The organism is Anaerococcus obesiensis (assembly GCF_016599815.1).
In the GTDB taxonomy this organism is placed as follows: Bacteria; Bacillota; Clostridia; order Tissierellales; family Peptoniphilaceae; genus Anaerococcus; species Anaerococcus vaginalis.
Map to the genome: position 1 here is coordinate 614200 of NZ_CP067016.1, position 16420 is coordinate 630619.

The 16420-nt window shown below is 29.7% G+C and carries 14 protein-coding genes and 1 rRNA gene; 11 read left to right on the forward strand and 4 right to left on the reverse strand.

Going from position 1 to position 16420, the window contains the following annotated elements; translation table 11 throughout:
• Window positions 1-42: 42 nt before the first annotated feature.
• From rrf to ade, 9 genes are all read left to right on the forward strand, one after another.
• A 5S ribosomal RNA gene (gene rrf, locus I6H46_RS03015) occupies window positions 43-159 on the forward strand.
• A gap of 191 nt (window positions 160-350) precedes the next feature.
• Complete coding sequence (locus I6H46_RS03020) at window positions 351-1067, forward strand: cytochrome c biogenesis CcdA family protein (protein WP_004839634.1); 717 nt, start codon at window positions 351-353, stop codon at window positions 1065-1067.
• 8 nt (window positions 1068-1075) lie between these two features.
• Window positions 1076-1627 carry a redoxin family protein gene (locus I6H46_RS03025; protein ID WP_019119049.1) on the forward strand — a complete coding sequence of 184 codons (552 nt, stop codon included), beginning with the start codon at window positions 1076-1078 and terminating at the stop codon, window positions 1625-1627.
• 9 nt (window positions 1628-1636) lie between these two features.
• A complete protein-coding gene (msrB, locus tag I6H46_RS03030; protein WP_019119048.1) occupies window positions 1637-2806 on the forward strand; it encodes a peptide-methionine (R)-S-oxide reductase MsrB in 1170 nt (389 codons plus the stop codon).
• Between the two features lie 6 nt (window positions 2807-2812).
• Window positions 2813-3553: a response regulator transcription factor gene (locus tag I6H46_RS03035; RefSeq protein ID WP_019119047.1), complete on the forward strand. Its 741-nt coding sequence runs from the start codon at window positions 2813-2815 to the stop codon at window positions 3551-3553.
• Window positions 3554-5236, forward strand: a complete 1683-nt coding sequence (locus tag I6H46_RS03040) for a sensor histidine kinase (RefSeq protein ID WP_200226128.1) — start codon at window positions 3554-3556, stop codon at window positions 5234-5236.
• 346 nt (window positions 5237-5582) lie between these two features.
• Window positions 5583-6128 (forward strand): GNAT family N-acetyltransferase, encoded by a 546-nt coding sequence (locus I6H46_RS03045; protein ID WP_019119044.1) that lies wholly within the window; start codon window positions 5583-5585, stop codon window positions 6126-6128.
• A gap of 225 nt (window positions 6129-6353) precedes the next feature.
• On the forward strand, window positions 6354-6791 hold the full coding sequence (locus I6H46_RS03050) for a solute carrier family 23 protein (RefSeq protein WP_019119043.1): 438 nt from the start codon (window positions 6354-6356) through the stop codon (window positions 6789-6791).
• 10 nt (window positions 6792-6801) lie between these two features.
• The gene (gene ade / locus I6H46_RS03055; RefSeq protein ID WP_019119042.1) at window positions 6802-8493 is read left to right on the forward strand and encodes an adenine deaminase; all 1692 of its coding nucleotides are present in this window, start codon (window positions 6802-6804) and stop codon (window positions 8491-8493) included.
• Window positions 8494-8563: 70 nt separating this feature from the next.
• Here the strand turns inward: ade and I6H46_RS03060 are convergent, their stop codons facing one another.
• The 3 genes from I6H46_RS03060 to I6H46_RS03070 all read right to left on the reverse strand — a co-directional run bounded on the left by I6H46_RS03060 (window position 8564) and on the right by I6H46_RS03070 (window position 12616).
• Complete coding sequence (locus I6H46_RS03060) at window positions 8564-9517, reverse strand: 3-hydroxyacyl-CoA dehydrogenase (RefSeq protein WP_019119041.1); 954 nt, start codon at window positions 9515-9517, stop codon at window positions 8564-8566.
• 163 nt (window positions 9518-9680) lie between these two features.
• On the reverse strand, window positions 9681-11921 hold the full coding sequence (locus I6H46_RS03065; protein WP_019119040.1) for an ABC transporter permease: 2241 nt from the start codon (window positions 11919-11921) through the stop codon (window positions 9681-9683).
• Window positions 11921-12616: an ABC transporter ATP-binding protein gene (locus tag I6H46_RS03070; protein WP_019119039.1), complete on the reverse strand. Its 696-nt coding sequence runs from the start codon at window positions 12614-12616 to the stop codon at window positions 11921-11923. The genes I6H46_RS03065 and I6H46_RS03070 overlap by 1 nt, the downstream gene beginning before the upstream one ends.
• Window positions 12617-12834: 218 nt before the next feature.
• Here I6H46_RS03070 and I6H46_RS03075 point away from each other — a divergent pair, with 218 nt between their 5' ends.
• Entirely contained in the window at window positions 12835-14229 is a 1395-nt protein-coding gene (locus I6H46_RS03075; RefSeq protein ID WP_019119038.1) for a Na+/H+ antiporter NhaC family protein, read from the forward strand.
• Here I6H46_RS03075 and I6H46_RS03080 read toward each other — a convergent pair.
• Complete coding sequence (locus I6H46_RS03080) at window positions 14192-15109, reverse strand: LysR family transcriptional regulator (RefSeq protein ID WP_004839646.1); 918 nt, start codon at window positions 15107-15109, stop codon at window positions 14192-14194. The two genes, I6H46_RS03075 and I6H46_RS03080, sit on opposite strands and share 38 nt — an antisense overlap.
• A gap of 79 nt (window positions 15110-15188) precedes the next feature.
• Between I6H46_RS03080 and megL the strand changes: the two genes are divergently transcribed.
• A complete protein-coding gene (gene megL / locus I6H46_RS03085) occupies window positions 15189-16379 on the forward strand; it encodes a methionine gamma-lyase (protein ID WP_019119037.1) in 1191 nt (396 codons plus the stop codon).
• Window positions 16380-16420: the final 41 nt, after the last annotated feature.

Consider the following 16420-nt stretch of genomic DNA (forward strand, 5'->3'; position numbering starts at 1 on the left):
TATAGCTATTGAATTAAAAAGGTAAAAACAGTATATTAAATATCTGGTGACGATGGCAGAAGGGATACACCTGTTCCCATACCGAACACAGAAGTTAAGCCTTCTAACGCCGATGGTACTCGGAGGGAGACCTCCCGGGAGACTAGGAAGTTGCCAAACAATCAAGACTAGCATAAGCTAGTCTTTTTTGTTGTCTATAAATATATTTTTTTTGATTTTAAATTTCTTTTTGCTTGTATTTTTATTTTATTTTTTAATATCTGATTATTTTTATATTTTACATAAGATATTTCTATTCTATTATTTTTCCTTTGATTTTATAATTATATTATAAAAAAAAGGAGGTATTTATGATTGAAAATCAATTACTTTTAAGCTCGGTTTTTATTGCTGGCTTTTTATCGTTTTTTGCTCCTTGTACTTTTTCTTTGATGCCTGCTTATATTGGTATCATTACGGATCAAAGGGGAGAATATAAAAATTTTAAATTTGGAAAAATTTATATAAATATTGGTGCTATTATTAAAACTATGACTTTTATTTTGGGTCTTGCTACTAGTTTTGTTATTTTGGGTTTTGGTGCAGGTTTTTTTGGAAAATTTGTCAATAATAGATGGGTAATTTTTATTGGGGGACTTATTGTGTTTTTGTTAGGTCTTCATCAAATGGAAATTATTAATATTGAAAGATTGAATGTTACTAAGACTGTTAATTTTAAAAATAAGAAAACTAAGGCTTTGGGGACTTATCTTATGGGGCTTTCTTTTTCTTTGGGTTGGACACCTTGTGTTGGTCCAATTCTTGGAGCGGTTCTTCTTACTTCTGCAAGCAGTGGTAAGGAATTTTATGGGGCTTTTATGATGCTAGTTTATTCGTTTGGCCTTATGGTTCCATTTTTATTGATGGCTGTTTTATCTTCTACTCTTAATAAAAATTTTGATTTTTTTAGAAAGCATCTTATTTTTATGAAACGTTTGGGTGGATTTTTGATAATGGTAATGGGCGTTGTTCTTATGACTAATCAATTGCCTAATCTTACTTCATTTTTTAATAATTTATTTATTTAGGAGGATATATGAAAAAATCTTTAGCGATACCGTTTTTAGTGATAGCTTTTGCTCTTAGTGCATGCTCTAGTGAAAAATCGGCGGATAAAAATATGAATGATATGAAGGATAAAAATATTTCAAGTAATAGTAAGGAAAATAAAGATAGTGATAATTCTTTGAATCTTGAGGATAGGGACGGAAACAAGGTTTCTTTGGAGTCTTTTAAGGGGAAGAAAACTTATATTAAGTTTTGGGCTTCTTGGTGTCCTATTTGTTTGTCAAGTCTTGGCGAATTAGATGAATTGTCTAATAGTGATGGGGATTATCAGGTTGTAAGTGTGGTTGCTCCTGACCAAATGGGGGAAAAATCTAAGAAGGATTTTATTAAATGGTTTGATGGTTTGGAATATAAAAATATTAATACTTTGTATGATACGAGTGGGGATTTTATTAAAAAATTTAATGTTAAATCTACTCCTACAAATGTATTTTTGGATTCTGAGGGTAAGCTTGTCAAGGTTGCTCCGGGGGCTTTGGATAAGGATACTATTAATGAAATTTTTAAACAGATTAAATAGGAGTTTTGTATGAAAAGTAAATTTATTTTTGTTTTTTTGATTTGTGCTATCTTTTTGGTGGCTTGTTCTAATAAATCTAAGAATAAGTCTAAGGATAATGGAAATATTTCTAGCACAAATGAGGAAATTAGCAAAAAAATTGATGAAATTATTGACTCTAATAATAAGAAAAATTTAAAGGAAATGGAAAATCAAAAAGATATGGATAAGGAAAAGGAAAATTATTCTAAGGATGATCTTAAAAAAATCTACCTAGCTGGTGGTTGTTTTTGGGGTGTTGAGGAATATATGCAAAGAATTTATGGGGTTTATGATGCTGTAAGTGGTTATGCAAATGGAAAGGTTAATAATCCGACTTATAAAACGGTAAGTAGTGGCAAAAGTGGCTATGCGGAAACTGTGGAAGTAACTTATGATAGTAAAAAAATAAAGCTTGAGGACTTGCTTAATCATTATTTTAAAATAATTGATCCAACTAGCCTTAATAAACAAGGAAATGATAGGGGAAGTCAATATAGGACTGGGATTTATTATGTGGATGATTCTGATAAGGAAGTTATTGATAAGGTTATGAACTTTCAGGCAAAAAAATACAGCGAAAAAATTGTGGTTGAAAATATGAAACTTAAAAATTTTACTGTGGCTGAAGATTATCATCAAGATTATTTGAGGAAAAATCCAAATGGATATTGCCATATCGACTTGTCAAAGGCGAGTGAAGTTGTGATTGACCCTGCTAAATATCCAAAACCATCGGATGATGATTTGAAAAGAAAACTTACGGATATTCAGTATAGGGTTACTCAAAAAAATGAAACTGAATCTTCTTTTTCTAATGAATATTGGGATAATAAGGAAAAAGGTATTTATGTTGATGTAGCAACTGGAGAGCCTTTGTTTTCATCAAGTGATAAATTTGATTCGGGTTGTGGTTGGCCATCTTTTTCTAAGCCAATAGCCAAAGATGTTGTGACATATCGTGAAGATAAGTCGTATAATATGAACAGAACTGAAGTGAGAAGTAGGTCTGGGGATTCTCATTTGGGACATGTTTTTAATGATGGCCCTAAAGAACTTGGCGGTCTTCGTTTTTGTATAAATTCAGCTTCGATTAAATTTATTCCACTTAAAGATATGGAAGATAGGGGATATGGATATTTAAAACATCTTGTAAAGTAGGGGATTATGTATAAATTGTTAATAGCAGATGATGAATCTATCATAAGAAAGGGCATAAAAAATTTAATAGATTTTGAAAATTTGGAAATCGATCAAGTTTTTGAGGCGGAAAATGGGAAAGAGGCTGTTGATTTGGCTTTAAAAAACAAGATAGATATAGTTATAATGGATATAAATATGCCTATAGTTGATGGTCTTAGTGCTAGTAAAAAAATAAAGGAGAAAAATCCAGATTCTTACTTGTTAATTCTTACAGGCTACAATTATTTTGATTATGCCCAAGCTGCTATTAGGGCAAAGGTAGATGATTATATTTTAAAACCTGTTAGCAAAAAAGATGTAGAATATATGTTAAAAACTGCTGTAAATAAGCTTAATATTAACAGAAAAAATGAGTCTTTGAAAGAGTATAATGATAAGAATTTAAAGGCAAAAGAATCTTATGAAGATATAAAAAAATATATTGATAAAAATGTATTTTGTGAAGATTTTTCTTTAAATAAGATGGCAAGCGACATTGGTTACAATAATAATTATTTAAGCAGTTTAATAAAAGAAATTTACGGTCTATCCTTCCAAGATTTATCCAATAAATTGAGAATGGAAAAGGCAAGGATTTTGCTTTTGACAAGCGATATGAAAAATCAAGAGATAGCAGATGCCGTTGGTATCTATGATGTTTCATATTTTTCTAATAAATTTAAAAAATATTTTGGCAAAAGTCCAAAACAAATTAGGAAAAAATAAATGAAAAAGATTTTCAAAAAAATAGAATTCAAAATAAGTGCTTGCTTTTTTGTAATTTCTATTCTTATAATATCTCTAATGCTTTTTTCTTGGTACAAGCAAAGTTCTTCAAAGCTTATGACATATGAAAAAGAAGAAACAAGCCAAGAAGTCAAAAATGCAAGTATTTATGTGGCAAGCTATCTAGAAAAAAACAAAAACCTTGCAAGTCTGTTGGCTATGTCAGCCGAAAGTCAAAATATAATGGATGATAAGACAGATTTTAAAAATTTGAAGGACATAATAAAAGTTAGCGAAAAAAGTGATGAATTTATAAAAAAAATTTTCCTAGTTTCTGAAAATGGAAATATTATTTCAAATGAGAAAGTAAATTTAGAAACAAATAAGGATATGAAAAATATTTCTTGGTATAAGAAACTTATAAATTCAAATAATATGGCATTTGCAAGCAAGGCTGATTTTTCAAAAATATCTAGCGATTCGTCAAAAAATATAATAAGTATTTCCAAAGAAATTAAAGATAAAAACAACAAAAGATTGGGCTTTGTGGTTATAAATCTTTCCTATAAATTTTTGGAAGATTTTTTATCGACAATAAATTTTGGCAAATATGGCTATGTTTTTATTTTGTCCTCAGAAGAAGAACTCCTTTTTAAATCAAAAAATATGGAAGATTTTGGCAAAAAAGATTACGAAAAACTTTTAAAAAAGAGGATGAAACCAGAAAAAATGGATTTTGTTTCATCCAATGTTTTTATTCCAAATACCCAATGGAAGCTGGTAGGAATTTCCTTTTCAAACGCAATTTCTAATTTAAAAAAACAATTAATAGAAAGCTCCCTAATTCTTGCCCTAATCGTTTTTGTTTTGACTTTGTTAGTGTCGATTTTTGTGTCAAAAAAAATAAGCAAACCAATAATTTATTTGATTGGAGAAATCAAAAAAACCGACAAAAAATTATATAAAATAGAATCACTCCCTCAAGCATCAAGTGAAATACAAATCTTAACAAAAGAATACAACAACCTAATAGATAGGATTTTTGTTCTAACAGAAGATATAGAAAAAAAAGAAGAACAAAAAAGAACCTACCAAGTCAAAGCTCTCCAAAGCCAAATAAATCCACATTTTTTATACAATACCTTGGATACAATTTTGTGGCTTGTAGAATTTGGCGAAAATGAAAAAGCAATAAAAGTAACCAAAAATTTAGGGATGCTTTTAAGAAACAGCCTAAACATTGATGAAGATTTCGTAAAACTTGATAAGGAAATAGAACACGCAAAAAATTATCTAGATATACAAAAAATAAGATATGACAATAAATTTACCTACGAATTTATAAAAAAAATACAAACAAGCAGCCTATACGTTCCAAAATTAATACTCCAACCAATAATTGAAAATGCAATTTATCACGGAATAAGAGAAAAAAAATCCAAGTCTTACATTAAAATTATAGTAGAAAAAAATTCAGAATATTTAATAATAAAGATTATAGATAACGGACTTGGTCCAAAAGAAAAAAAAGAAAATATTCCAACAAAACTTGGAGGAATAGGCATGGAAAATGTAAATAATAGGATAAAACTTTTGTGTGGAGAAAAATATAATTTAAAAATGCAAAGAGAAAATGGCGAAACAATAGTAACATATAAGCTAAAAATAATAAAAGAAATTTAAAAAAATTAATAAAAAATGGGTTGTTTCAACAGCTCAGAGCGTAGACAAACCCTCAAGCACGAATATCGGACTTCAAAAATTGTTGATTTCTAAATTCCAAAATTCTAAAAACGCAAACTTGCTAACGCTCAAACAGTGCGTTTTTTGACGAATTTTAAAATTTGAAATCAAATCAATTTTTTCCGTATGATATTCTTAGCATGAGGATTTGTATACTTTGTCAACAGTCTGGGCTGTTTCAACAGCTCATTTTTTTTGTTTTAATTTATTTAAAGTTTTAGTTTACTTTTGAAAATCTAGTATGTTAATATATATGTAAAAATATTTAATAATGAGGATAAATTTTATGAATTTAACTAAAAAAATTTTTACTAATAGATTAATTTTAAGAAAGGCTAAGATTTCTGATGCCTCTTTGGCTTATAAGAATTGGATGTGTGATGAGGAAGTTACTAAGTTTTTAAGATGGAAAGCTCATAAAAATGTTTTTGAAAGTGAAAAAGTTATAAAAAACTGGGTTGATTCTTATAAAAATGATGATTTTTTTCAATGGATTATTGAACTTAAAGAATTAGCTGAACCGATTGGAACTATTAGTGTGATTTCTATTGATAAAAGAGTTAATTCTTGTCATATTGGTTATTGTATTGGGAAAAAATTTTGGAATATGGGATATACCTCTGAGGCTTTTTCTGCTATAATTTCTTTTTTATTTTCTCTTGGTTTTGATAGGATCGAATCTTCTCATGATCCTAATAATCCTTATTCTGGCAAGGTTATGGAAAAATGTGGTCTTGTTTATGAGGGTAGGTTAAGAAAGGCTGATTATAATAATCAGGGGATTGTTGATTCTTGTGTTTATGGTATTTTGAGGGAAGATTTTGAGAAATAATTTTTAAATTATTTATTTGGATTAGCTGGGCTTACAAAAATTTAAAAGGCGATAAAAATAATTTATCGCCTCAGAATGAAGACAAACCCAGGAAAAATCTCCAGGGTTTTCTAATATTATTAAATTTTTAATGAATGTTATAATATCTGGGCTGATTGTTTCTGTTTAACTGCTCATTAAATTTTTACTACAGACATGGCTGTATGTGTATTCGTTTTCATTTTCATGTCTATTTTTAACAATATAGGGACTGTAACAGGCCTTTCAATAAAAGCGGGATTAACAGATGAAAATAATGAAGCAAAAGATATGAATAAATCTTTTCTAGTAGATTCTTTAGGAACAATTGTAGCGGGGTGTTTAGGAACAAGTATTGTGGGAACAACATTAGAAACTTCAGCCGGCATAGAAGAGGGAGGGCGAACAGGACTTATGGCAGTGACAAGTGCAGTAAAAGCTATAGATTTTGATAATATAATAGAAGCTATACCTGCATTTTTAACCTTTATCATAATTCCTCTTACTTACAGTATTGTGGATGGTATTATGATAGGAATTTTATCTTATGTAGTATTAAATATTATAACTGGTAAATTTAAACAAATATCTTTACCAATGTATGCTATGGGAATTTTGTCTTTAGTTAAAATGTTATTTTTATAAGGAGAGAGAAATGTTAAAGAGTGATATGAAAGCGGATTTGATAATAAAAGATGTCAAAGTAATAGATGTGTTTCAAAATGAAATTTACAAGGGAAATGTAGCGGTGAAGAATGGAAAAATTATTGGCATTGGAGATTATGAAGATGCAGATGAGATTGTAGATGCAAAAGGATCCTACCTATCACCAACTATGACTGACGGACACGTGCACATAGAGTCTTCTATGGTATCTCCAGCTGAATTTTTAAAATGTTTAGTTGCAAGAGGAGTTTCAACTATAATAGCAGATCCACATGAGATAGCAAATGTGTGTGGGCTTGATGGGCTTGAATACATAATAGATGAAACAAAAGATCTACCGGCACATGTATATGTAATGTTGCCATCATGCGTTCCATGTACACCATTTGAAACAAGTGGAGCTATTTTAAAAGCTTGCGATTATAAAGAGATGATAAATAATCCGAGAGTTTTGGGCTTAGGAGAAATGATGGATTTTGTTGGAACAGTAAATCGATCAGAAGACATCTTGGAAAAAATTGACTTGGCTAAAAATAGCAATAAGGTAGTAGATGGACACGCCCCACTTTTATCAGCAAAGGCGTTGGACGATTATGTACTAGCTGGTATTTCAACAGACCATGAGTGTTCAGCTGTAGATGAAATGAAAGAAAAGATTCGCCGAGGAATGTACATTCAATTAAGAGAAGGTACAGCTGCTAAAAATTTAGAAGCACTGATAAAAGGAGTTACAAAAGATAACATAAGTCGTTGTTTCTTCTGTACAGATGATAGACATCCGCAAGACTTGTTAAAAGATGGAAATGTAGATAACAATGTGAGAAAAGCAATTAAATTGGGGATGGAACCTTTAGATGCAATTAAAATGGCAACTTTAAATCCGGCTCAGTGTTACAAAATGGAAAATTCAGGGGCAATTGCACCGGGGTATGTTGCAGATTTCTTTTTGTTCGATGATTTGAATAACATAAACGCAAAAGCAGTTTTCATTGGAGGCAAGAAAGTAGCAGAAGATGGAAAAGTAATAGTAGATTTTCCACAAAAACTTTCTCCAAAGGTACTTTCAAAAATGAATATAAGAGATTTTAAATTAGAAGATTTAAAACTTAGATTGAATTCAAACAGAGTCCATGTAATTGAAATGGAAAAAGAATCACTTTTAACTAAGAAAATTATCTGTGATGTAGATGTAAAAGATGGTTACTTCGAATACTCAGATGACGGAATAAGAAAAATAGTGGTAATTGAAAGACACACCGGAAATTCTGCAATAGCAATAGGATTGATAAAGGGATATGATATAAAAAATGCCGCTGTTGGAACTACAATAGCACACGATAGCCATAATTTAGTTGTTATTGGGGACAATGATGAAGATATGCTAAACGTAATAAAGAAAATAGATGAGATGAGTGGTGGAATGGCAATATCTTCAAATGGAAAATTAGAAGGGTCTTTAAGACTTGATATAGCAGGCATTATGAGTAGTAAATCAATGACAGAAGTACATGAAGACATCAAGAAATTATTAGAAAAAGCAAAAGAGCTTGGAGTAGGAGATGGAATAGATCCATTTATGACTCTTGGATTTATGGCTCTACCTGTTATACCGGATATAAAGATGACAGACAAAGGATTGTTTGATGTAAATGAATTTAAACACATTCCTTTAGAAGTTTAAAAAGTAGGTGCATTTGCACCTACTTTGTCAACAGTCTGAGGCGATAAAAATAATTTATCGCCTTATATTTTTATTTATATTTATAAAATCCTTCTCCAGTTTCAATACCCTTTAAGCCTTTGGCAGCTCTTTCTTCCAATTTTTTAATAGCTTTTGCAATTGGAGAATTTGGATCATTTGCTTGAGGATTTGTTTTTGAAATATTTATTACAGTTGTAATACCAACTATATCAATTATTTCGAAAGGTCCTCTTGGAGAGCCTGTTCCGATTTTCCAATCCATATCAATATCTTTTGGCTCAGCAACATCATTTCCATAAAGATTTAGACCAGCGTTAATAAATGGAACAAGCAAAGAATTCAAAATATATCCTGCTTGCTCTTTTTTAATTACAGCTGGATACATTCCTATATTTTTTGCAAATTCAATAACACTTTCAAAAGCCTCATCACTTGTTTTGTCATGCTTCATTACCTCAGCAAGATTTTGTCTCCAAATTGAGTTTGCAAAGTGAAGACTTAAAAATTTATCTTCTCTTCCTGTATATTCTCTAAATGTTGAAGGCAAGAAAGTTGAAGAATTTGTTGCAATAATTGCATCTTCCTTTAAATAAGAAGAAATTTTTTCATAAAAATCTTTCTTTTGATCAACAATTTCTGCAATTGCCTCAATAACAAAATCAGCATCAGAAAAAGCCTCATTTAAGTCAGTAGTGTATTTTATTTCTTTAAAAATTTTTTCATTTACATTTTTTAATTCTTCTATTTTTTCATTAGTAATTTCGTTTTTATCCTTGAAAAAAGACCTAGGATAATTTGGATTTTCAGCTCCAATATATGAAGGACAAGCCATAAGCTCCTTAGAAAAAATATTGTGTAAATTTTCAATTCTTGGCTTAATTCTTTCAATAGAACCTTCACTTCTTCCCCAAATCGTTACATTAAATCCATGAAAAGCTGTGACGTATGCAATTTGAGCACCCAAAACGCCACCACCAGCTATGGTTACATTTTTTATTTTCATTATTAGCTCCTTTTTTATATATATTTTCCACTCATATATATTGATATACCCAAAATTTGATTTTTTAAATTTTATTGTAGAAATCGACATAAAAAATTAGCAAATATAAAAGGAGATGTAAAAAAATAAGCAAAAGCATCAGATAGCAAGGTGTAATTTTTATTTATCCATTGATATTTTTAAGCTCTTTTACCATGTCTAATTTTGAAATTTTATAGCTTTCAATAATTTGTGTAATTATAAAAGTAAGTAAACTCAAGAAAAATGCAAAGGCAAATATTTTATTTGGGATAGATATATCTACAAAAATATCTAGTTTTTGCATAGAAATTTTTATTAAAAATTTTAGTATTGTATTCAGTAGTGGCATTAGAACAATCTCAAAAATTACTAGTAAAAAGAGTATGGTATTGATGTAAATTTTTACAACTTCTCTATCTTTAAATCCAAATATTTTAAGGTAGCTTATATTTTCTTTTGATTTATCAATAATAGTTGTTGAAATAACGCTCGTTATTATAAAATAAAAGGCTAGCGAAACAAGAAGGACAATTTTAAAAACAAATTTAAAGTGGTCAAAAAAATGGTCCATAAATTTTGTCATATCCTTTTTGTTTATCTCTGTTATTAAATTTTCTTTTGAAATATTTAACTTTTTATCTGATAAGTAGCTATTAAAATATGAGGAATCTTTTCCTATTAATTTATTTAAGTTTTGTCTATTTGTTAAAATTTGCAAAGTTTTTATCTTATCATCAATTTTTTTTATCTTTAAGGTATTAGTTTTATTATTATAAGAGTTTAAGACTTTTATTGTATCATTTTTTTCTAGATTAAATCTTTGTGCAAGACCGTATGATATAACAACTTCATATTTATTAAGCTCATTTAAATTTTCATTATCATACTTGCTATTTTTATCAACTCCATAAATTTGAATTTTTTTGTCATCAAAATTTACCAAATTTACATTCACAATGCTAGCCATATCTGATTTTATGAGTTCATCCTTTGTCTTTACAAAGTAAATATGGTCATATTTCATCTCATCTTTCATTTTTTTTGCATAATTTTCAAAAGAAGGTTCAAGGCAAATAGAGAAAACCAAAAGCAAATTTGCTAAGAAAATTCCAAATAGTAGGGCTAGAAAATTTAGTTTGTTGTTTAATATCAATCTTAGTTTTGCCTTTTGCATAAAAGAAAAATTTTTCAATTTAAGTTTTGATATTTTATTTTTCTTATATAAATTTTTCCTCAAAAAGTCAATAGGATTGTGATTTAAAGAAAAATATACAACAAAAAAATTAATTACTAAATATATAAAAATAGGCAAAATAGTCGTAAATGCAAAGGTAAGATAGCTTGTATTTAGCTCAAATTTTGGTAGTTCAAAGGAAAGATAATATACATCAGCATATTTTTTATAAAAATAAGTAAAGGCTATAAAATTTCCACAAATGGATGCCAAAATTGCCAAAAATAAAGGCATAGCCATATAATTTTTTAATAATTCCTTTTTTTTGTAACCAGAAGCTAAAAGACAACCAATTATTGGAGATTCATTTTCAATTAAATTTTTAATTTGCACAGCACTAATAAAGGCTAGAGAAATAAATAATAAAATACTAGCCGAAATCATAGTAGGCACATCCCCATCCATATCATCCATAATATAAGTTATGCATTTATTGTCATATCTTGTAACACCATCAATCATTAGATTATTTTTATTGATAATTTTTCCAAAATTTTTAAGCCTTTTATTTGCAACTTTACTATTTTTAGAAAATTTATCATGATAGGAATAATTATAAACAATTTTTTTATCCTTTATCTTATCAAAAGTTTTAGAAGACAAAAGACAAACACCAAAATATCCCGTATCCATAACAATATCTTCCCTATTTTTAAGAAGAGTAGAATAGTCAGGCAAAGAAACAAGGCCTGTTACGAGATATTTTTTATTTTTAATTTTCAAAAAATCCCCTATATTTATTTTATTTGCCCTTGCATAATTAGCAGAAATAGCAATTTCATTGTCATTATTTGCCAATCTTCCATCAAAAATTTGACTAATATTGATATTATTTCTATTTTTAAAAACTCTTAAAGTCCTATCATCATTATATTTTTCTTCAAAATAAAAATTTTCATAAACATTCAAAGAAAGATCTTCCAAGGCTTTGATTGTTTTATTAGATAGTTTATCAATACAAACAAATTCTCCATCCTCAACTTTTCCATCATCAATTTGCTTGTAATACAAATGTTTAATAGACTGTTGGGCAGTAAAAAATGATGATGAAAAAATAATTAAAATGGTTAAAGTTAAAAAAATAGAAAAAAATTTAAAAGGATTAGATTTTATTTGCCTATAAATTCTTTTATTAAGAGGATTTTTCATTACCAAGAAACCTCCTTAGCAGATATTTTATTTGAATTTACAAAAAGATTCTTTATTTTACCATCATGTAAATTTAAAATAATATCACACATTTTACTTATATTAGTATTGTGAGTTGCAATTAAAATCGTAGATTTATAAATTTTATTTAAATTTTCAATTAAATTCAAAACATCCTTGGCACTTTCATAATCAAGAGCACCAGTTGGCTCATCACAAATTAAAATTCTAGGGCTTTTTACCATAGCCCTTGCAATAGAAGTTCTTTGCGCTTGACCTCCAGAAATTTCATTTGGGAATTTATATTTTTGGTCAGATAAACCAAGATTATCTATCAAATCATCAATATCAAGAGGATTATCAGACAAAAATTTACCAAGCTCAATATTTTCTATAACATTTAAATCACTAATTAAATTATAAAATTGAAAAACAAAGCCCAAATTATTACGCCTAAAAATTTCCAAATCTTTTTTATTTAATTTACCTAAATTTTGACCAAAAATATTAACATTTCCTATGTCAATTGTTTCAATTCCACCAATAATATTTAACAAGGTAGATTTTCCAGAACCAGAAGGCCCTAAAATACAAATTATTTTTCCTTCATCAAAAGATAAATCAATTCCCTTTAAAACTTCTATCTTGTTAGAATTTTTTCCATAAAACTTATGTAAATTTGAAATTTTAATCATAATTACCCCTTCTAAATAAAAAATTACAAATAAAGATTAACAAGTATACAATCTTTTTTTTATTATAAAACAAATGAGAACCTTTATCAACTAAAATGTGCAAAAGCTTTTATAAGTTTTTCTTATATGCACCATAACTTATATGTATTTTACAACGATTTCAATCTAATGTATTATAATAGTGAAAACGTAATCATTTTTAAAAAGGGGTGAATATTGTGAAAGAAAATGAAAAAATTTCAGGAAAGGCGTTAATTCCATTTTTGGTTTTTATCGTTATTTATCTTGCCACAGGTATCGTACTTCATTTAAGAGGAGTAGAAATGGCATTTTATCAATTGCCTGCACCTATTGCAGCTTTTGTTGGTATTATTAGTGCATTTTTATTATTTGGTGGAAGTATTGATGAGAAATTTGACAATTTAGTTGCAGGTTGTGGCGACTCAAACATTATTATTATGTGTTTGATTTACATATTGGCTGGCGCTTTCTCTGCTTTGGCTTCTGCCTCTGGTGGAGTTGATTCTGTAGTTGGTTTGGGACTTTCTTTTGTTCCTGCTAAATTTTTAACTGCAGGTGTATTTTTGATAGCTTGTTTCATTTCTATTGCTACTGGTTCTTCTGTTGGTACTATTACTGCTCTTGGACCTATAGCTGTTGGTCTTGCTAAATCTGGTGGTATCAATATGGCTTTGATGCTTGGTGCCTTGGTTGGTGGATCAATGTTTGGAGATAACTTATCTGTTATTTCTGATACAACTATCGCTGCTACTAGAACTCAAAATTGTGAAATGAAAGATAAGTTTAGGATGAACTTGAAGATGGCTCTTCCTGCTGGAATAATTACTTTTATTTTGCTATTAATTTTGGGTGCACCTGAAAGTCAACCTGCTCAAAAAGATTTATCTTACGATATTATTAAGATTATTCCTTATATTTTCGTATTGGTAGTTGCTCTTATGGGCGTTAATGTATTTTTAGTTTTAACTGGTGGTATTGTTTTATCTGGTATTGTTCTTCTTATGAACAATGGATTTGACTTGCTTGCTCTTTCTCAAACTATGTGGGAAGGCTTTACTGGAATGTTTGAAATCTTCTTACTTTCTATGTTAATTGGTGGTCTTTCTAATATGGTTACCAAAGAGGGCGGTATTAATTGGATTATTGCAAAAATTAGAAAATTTGCTAAGGGAGAAAAATCTGGCGAGCTTGGTATAGCTGCACTTGTTTCTCTTGCTGACGTAGCAATTGCTAACAATACTGTTGCAATTATTATTTCAGGTCCAATCGCAAAGAAAATGTGTAATGAATATAAGATTGATCCTAGAAGATCTGCATCACTTCTTGATACATTCTCTTGTGTATTCCAAGGAATAGTACCTTATGCTGCTCAAGTATTGATAGCTGCAAGCTTTACAAAAGGCGCTGTAGCACCATTCCAAATCATACCATATTTCTGGTATCAATTTATCTTGGGAGTTGTTTCCATAGTTTCTATCTATGTACCATTTACAGCTGCAAAAGATAAATGGAATTTTGAATATGATATGGCTGAATCAAAAGTTGCAGGTCATGTTAAAAATTTGGAAGACAATGAACAAGCTCACGCTTAGTTAGGGATAAATATTCCTTACAAAGCTTTGAAAGATTTTTGGAAGATTTGTAAACATAACCTATATCCATAGATAAATTTTCTGGATTTTCAAGCTTAACAGTTTTGATATTAGGAAATCCACTATTTGGATGAAGGCAACCTGTTCCAACATTAAAAGAATTTGTGTTGGAAATAAGACCTAAAGTCGTGCCCCTATCTTGGGTATAGATAACCTGTTTGTGATCAGGTAGGTTTACAAATTCTTCCGGTAAAATCTCAGTGTCATTTTGCTCATAAATTATCATAGGATAATTATAAAGATCATCTATCTTAATCAAATTTTCATTTGCTAATGGATGGTCTTTGTTAATGAAAACATGAGGAATGACCTTTGCAATTGTAACATAAGATAAAGATTTTTCTTTAAATAAATTAAAAATAGCTTGCCTATAAGGTTCATTTATGTAAATAAAGGCAAGATCAGAATAATCGTTTTCAACGTGGTTAATGGCATCAAGGGATGTGGTTTCTTTTAAATAAAATTTGAAAGAATTATCCTTGTACTTGTCAATTAATTTCATAAAAGCTGAAACAGCAAAATTAAAGTGCTGACTTGACACTCTAAGCTCAGAAATATCCTTATTATCTGGAGCATATTGTCTTTGGATTTCCTTATACTTGCTGATTAAATCTTGGCATTTTATGAGATACTCAAGACCCTTGGCGGTTGTTTGAGTTCCACTTTGATTTCTCTCAAAAATTTTAAAACCCAGTTCTTTTTCAAGATCATTTATAGCCATGGAAATGGCAGGCTGGGATGTGTAGAGGTTTTTTGCAGCCTTTGAAATAGAACCTGTTTTAGAAACTTCTATAGCGTAAATAATTTTGTTTAAATTCATAATATCTCCTTAGTCTCTTTGGATATATTATATTAAATATTTGGTAAAAATGAAACAATGGAAATGAAAGGATTAGAAAATGACAGAAAACAAAAAAAGATCATTTGCAACAGAAACAATACACGCAGGCGCAATAAAAGATACATACGGTTCATTAGGACTACCAATATATCAAACATCAACCTTTATATTTGACAACGCAGAACAAGGTGGAAGAAGATTTGCTCTAGAAGAAGAAGGATTTATCTATTCAAGACTAGGAAACCCAACCAACGATGCTTTGGAGAAAAAACTAGCAGCCCTTGAAGGAGCAGAAGCAGCAGTATCAACATCATCAGGAATGGGAGCAATCACATCATCAATCTGGCCATTTATCAAAGCAGGCGATCATATCCTAGCATGCGGCACACTCTACGGATGTACATTTGCATTTTTAAATGAAATAACAAAATTCAACGTAGACGTAGAATTTATAGATATGACAGATCTAGAAGAAGTCAAAAAACATCTAAAAGACAACACGAGAATAGTATATCTAGAAACACCAGCAAACCCAACCCTAGATGTAATAGATATAGAAGAAGTAGTAAAACTTGCAAAAGCAAACTCAAAAGACACATTAGTAATCGCAGACAATACCTTTGCAACACCATACCTACAAAATCCATTAAAACTTGGCGTAGATATAGTAGTACATTCAGCAACCAAATACCTAAACGGACACGGCGACGTAATAGCAGGATTTTCATGCGGATCAAAAGAATTAATGACTCAAGTAAGACTAGTAGGCCAAAAAGACTTCACAGGCTCAGTCCTATCAGCTCACGATGCATTCCTAATCTTTAGAGGAATGAAAACCCTCGAAGTAAGAATGAAACAACACGTAGCAAACACCAAAAAGGTTGTAGAAGCATTACAAAAACACAAAAACGTAGAAAAAGTATATTATCCAGGTCTAGAAGATTTCAAAAACCACGAAGTAGCTAAAAAACAAATGAAAGACTACGGAGCAATGGTAACATTTGAAGTAAAAGGCGGAATCGAAGCAGGAAGATGCGTAATGAACAACGTAAAATTATGTTCACTAGCAGTAAGTCTAGGCGATGCAGAAACATTAATTGAGCATCCAGCAACAATGACCCACTCAACCTACTCAGAAGAAGCCCTAAAAGAAGCAGGAATAGCACCAGGCTTAATCAGATTATCAGTAGGCCTAGAAGATGCAGACGAAATAATAGAAGACTTAAATCAAGCCTTAGACCTAATCTAAAAATTATATGAAAAATCTCCCCGCGGGGAGATTTTTTAATT

What these genes read in the sequence shown, in the direction of transcription:
- I6H46_RS03020 (WP_004839634.1), top strand. Translation starts at nt 351, where the DNA reads ATGATTGAAAATCAATTACTTTTAAGCTCGGTTTTTATTGCTGGCTTT.
- I6H46_RS03025 (WP_019119049.1), top strand. Translation starts at nt 1,076, where the DNA reads ATGAAAAAATCTTTAGCGATACCGTTTTTAGTGATAGCTTTTGCTCTT.
- msrB (WP_019119048.1), top strand. Translation starts at nt 1,637, where the DNA reads ATGAAAAGTAAATTTATTTTTGTTTTTTTGATTTGTGCTATCTTTTTG.
- I6H46_RS03035 (WP_019119047.1), top strand. Translation starts at nt 2,813, where the DNA reads ATGTATAAATTGTTAATAGCAGATGATGAATCTATCATAAGAAAGGGC.
- I6H46_RS03040 (WP_200226128.1), top strand. Translation starts at nt 3,554, where the DNA reads ATGAAAAAGATTTTCAAAAAAATAGAATTCAAAATAAGTGCTTGCTTT.
- I6H46_RS03045 (WP_019119044.1), top strand. Translation starts at nt 5,583, where the DNA reads ATGAATTTAACTAAAAAAATTTTTACTAATAGATTAATTTTAAGAAAG.
- I6H46_RS03050 (WP_019119043.1), top strand. Translation starts at nt 6,354, where the DNA reads ATGTCTATTTTTAACAATATAGGGACTGTAACAGGCCTTTCAATAAAA.
- ade (WP_019119042.1), top strand. Translation starts at nt 6,802, where the DNA reads ATGTTAAAGAGTGATATGAAAGCGGATTTGATAATAAAAGATGTCAAA.
- I6H46_RS03060 (WP_019119041.1), bottom strand. Translation starts at nt 9,517, where the DNA reads ATGAAAATAAAAAATGTAACCATAGCTGGTGGTGGCGTTTTGGGTGCT.
- I6H46_RS03065 (WP_019119040.1), bottom strand. Translation starts at nt 11,921, where the DNA reads ATGAAAAATCCTCTTAATAAAAGAATTTATAGGCAAATAAAATCTAAT.
- I6H46_RS03070 (WP_019119039.1), bottom strand. Translation starts at nt 12,616, where the DNA reads ATGATTAAAATTTCAAATTTACATAAGTTTTATGGAAAAAATTCTAAC.
- I6H46_RS03080 (WP_004839646.1), bottom strand. Translation starts at nt 15,109, where the DNA reads ATGAATTTAAACAAAATTATTTACGCTATAGAAGTTTCTAAAACAGGT.
- megL (WP_019119037.1), top strand. Translation starts at nt 15,189, where the DNA reads ATGACAGAAAACAAAAAAAGATCATTTGCAACAGAAACAATACACGCA.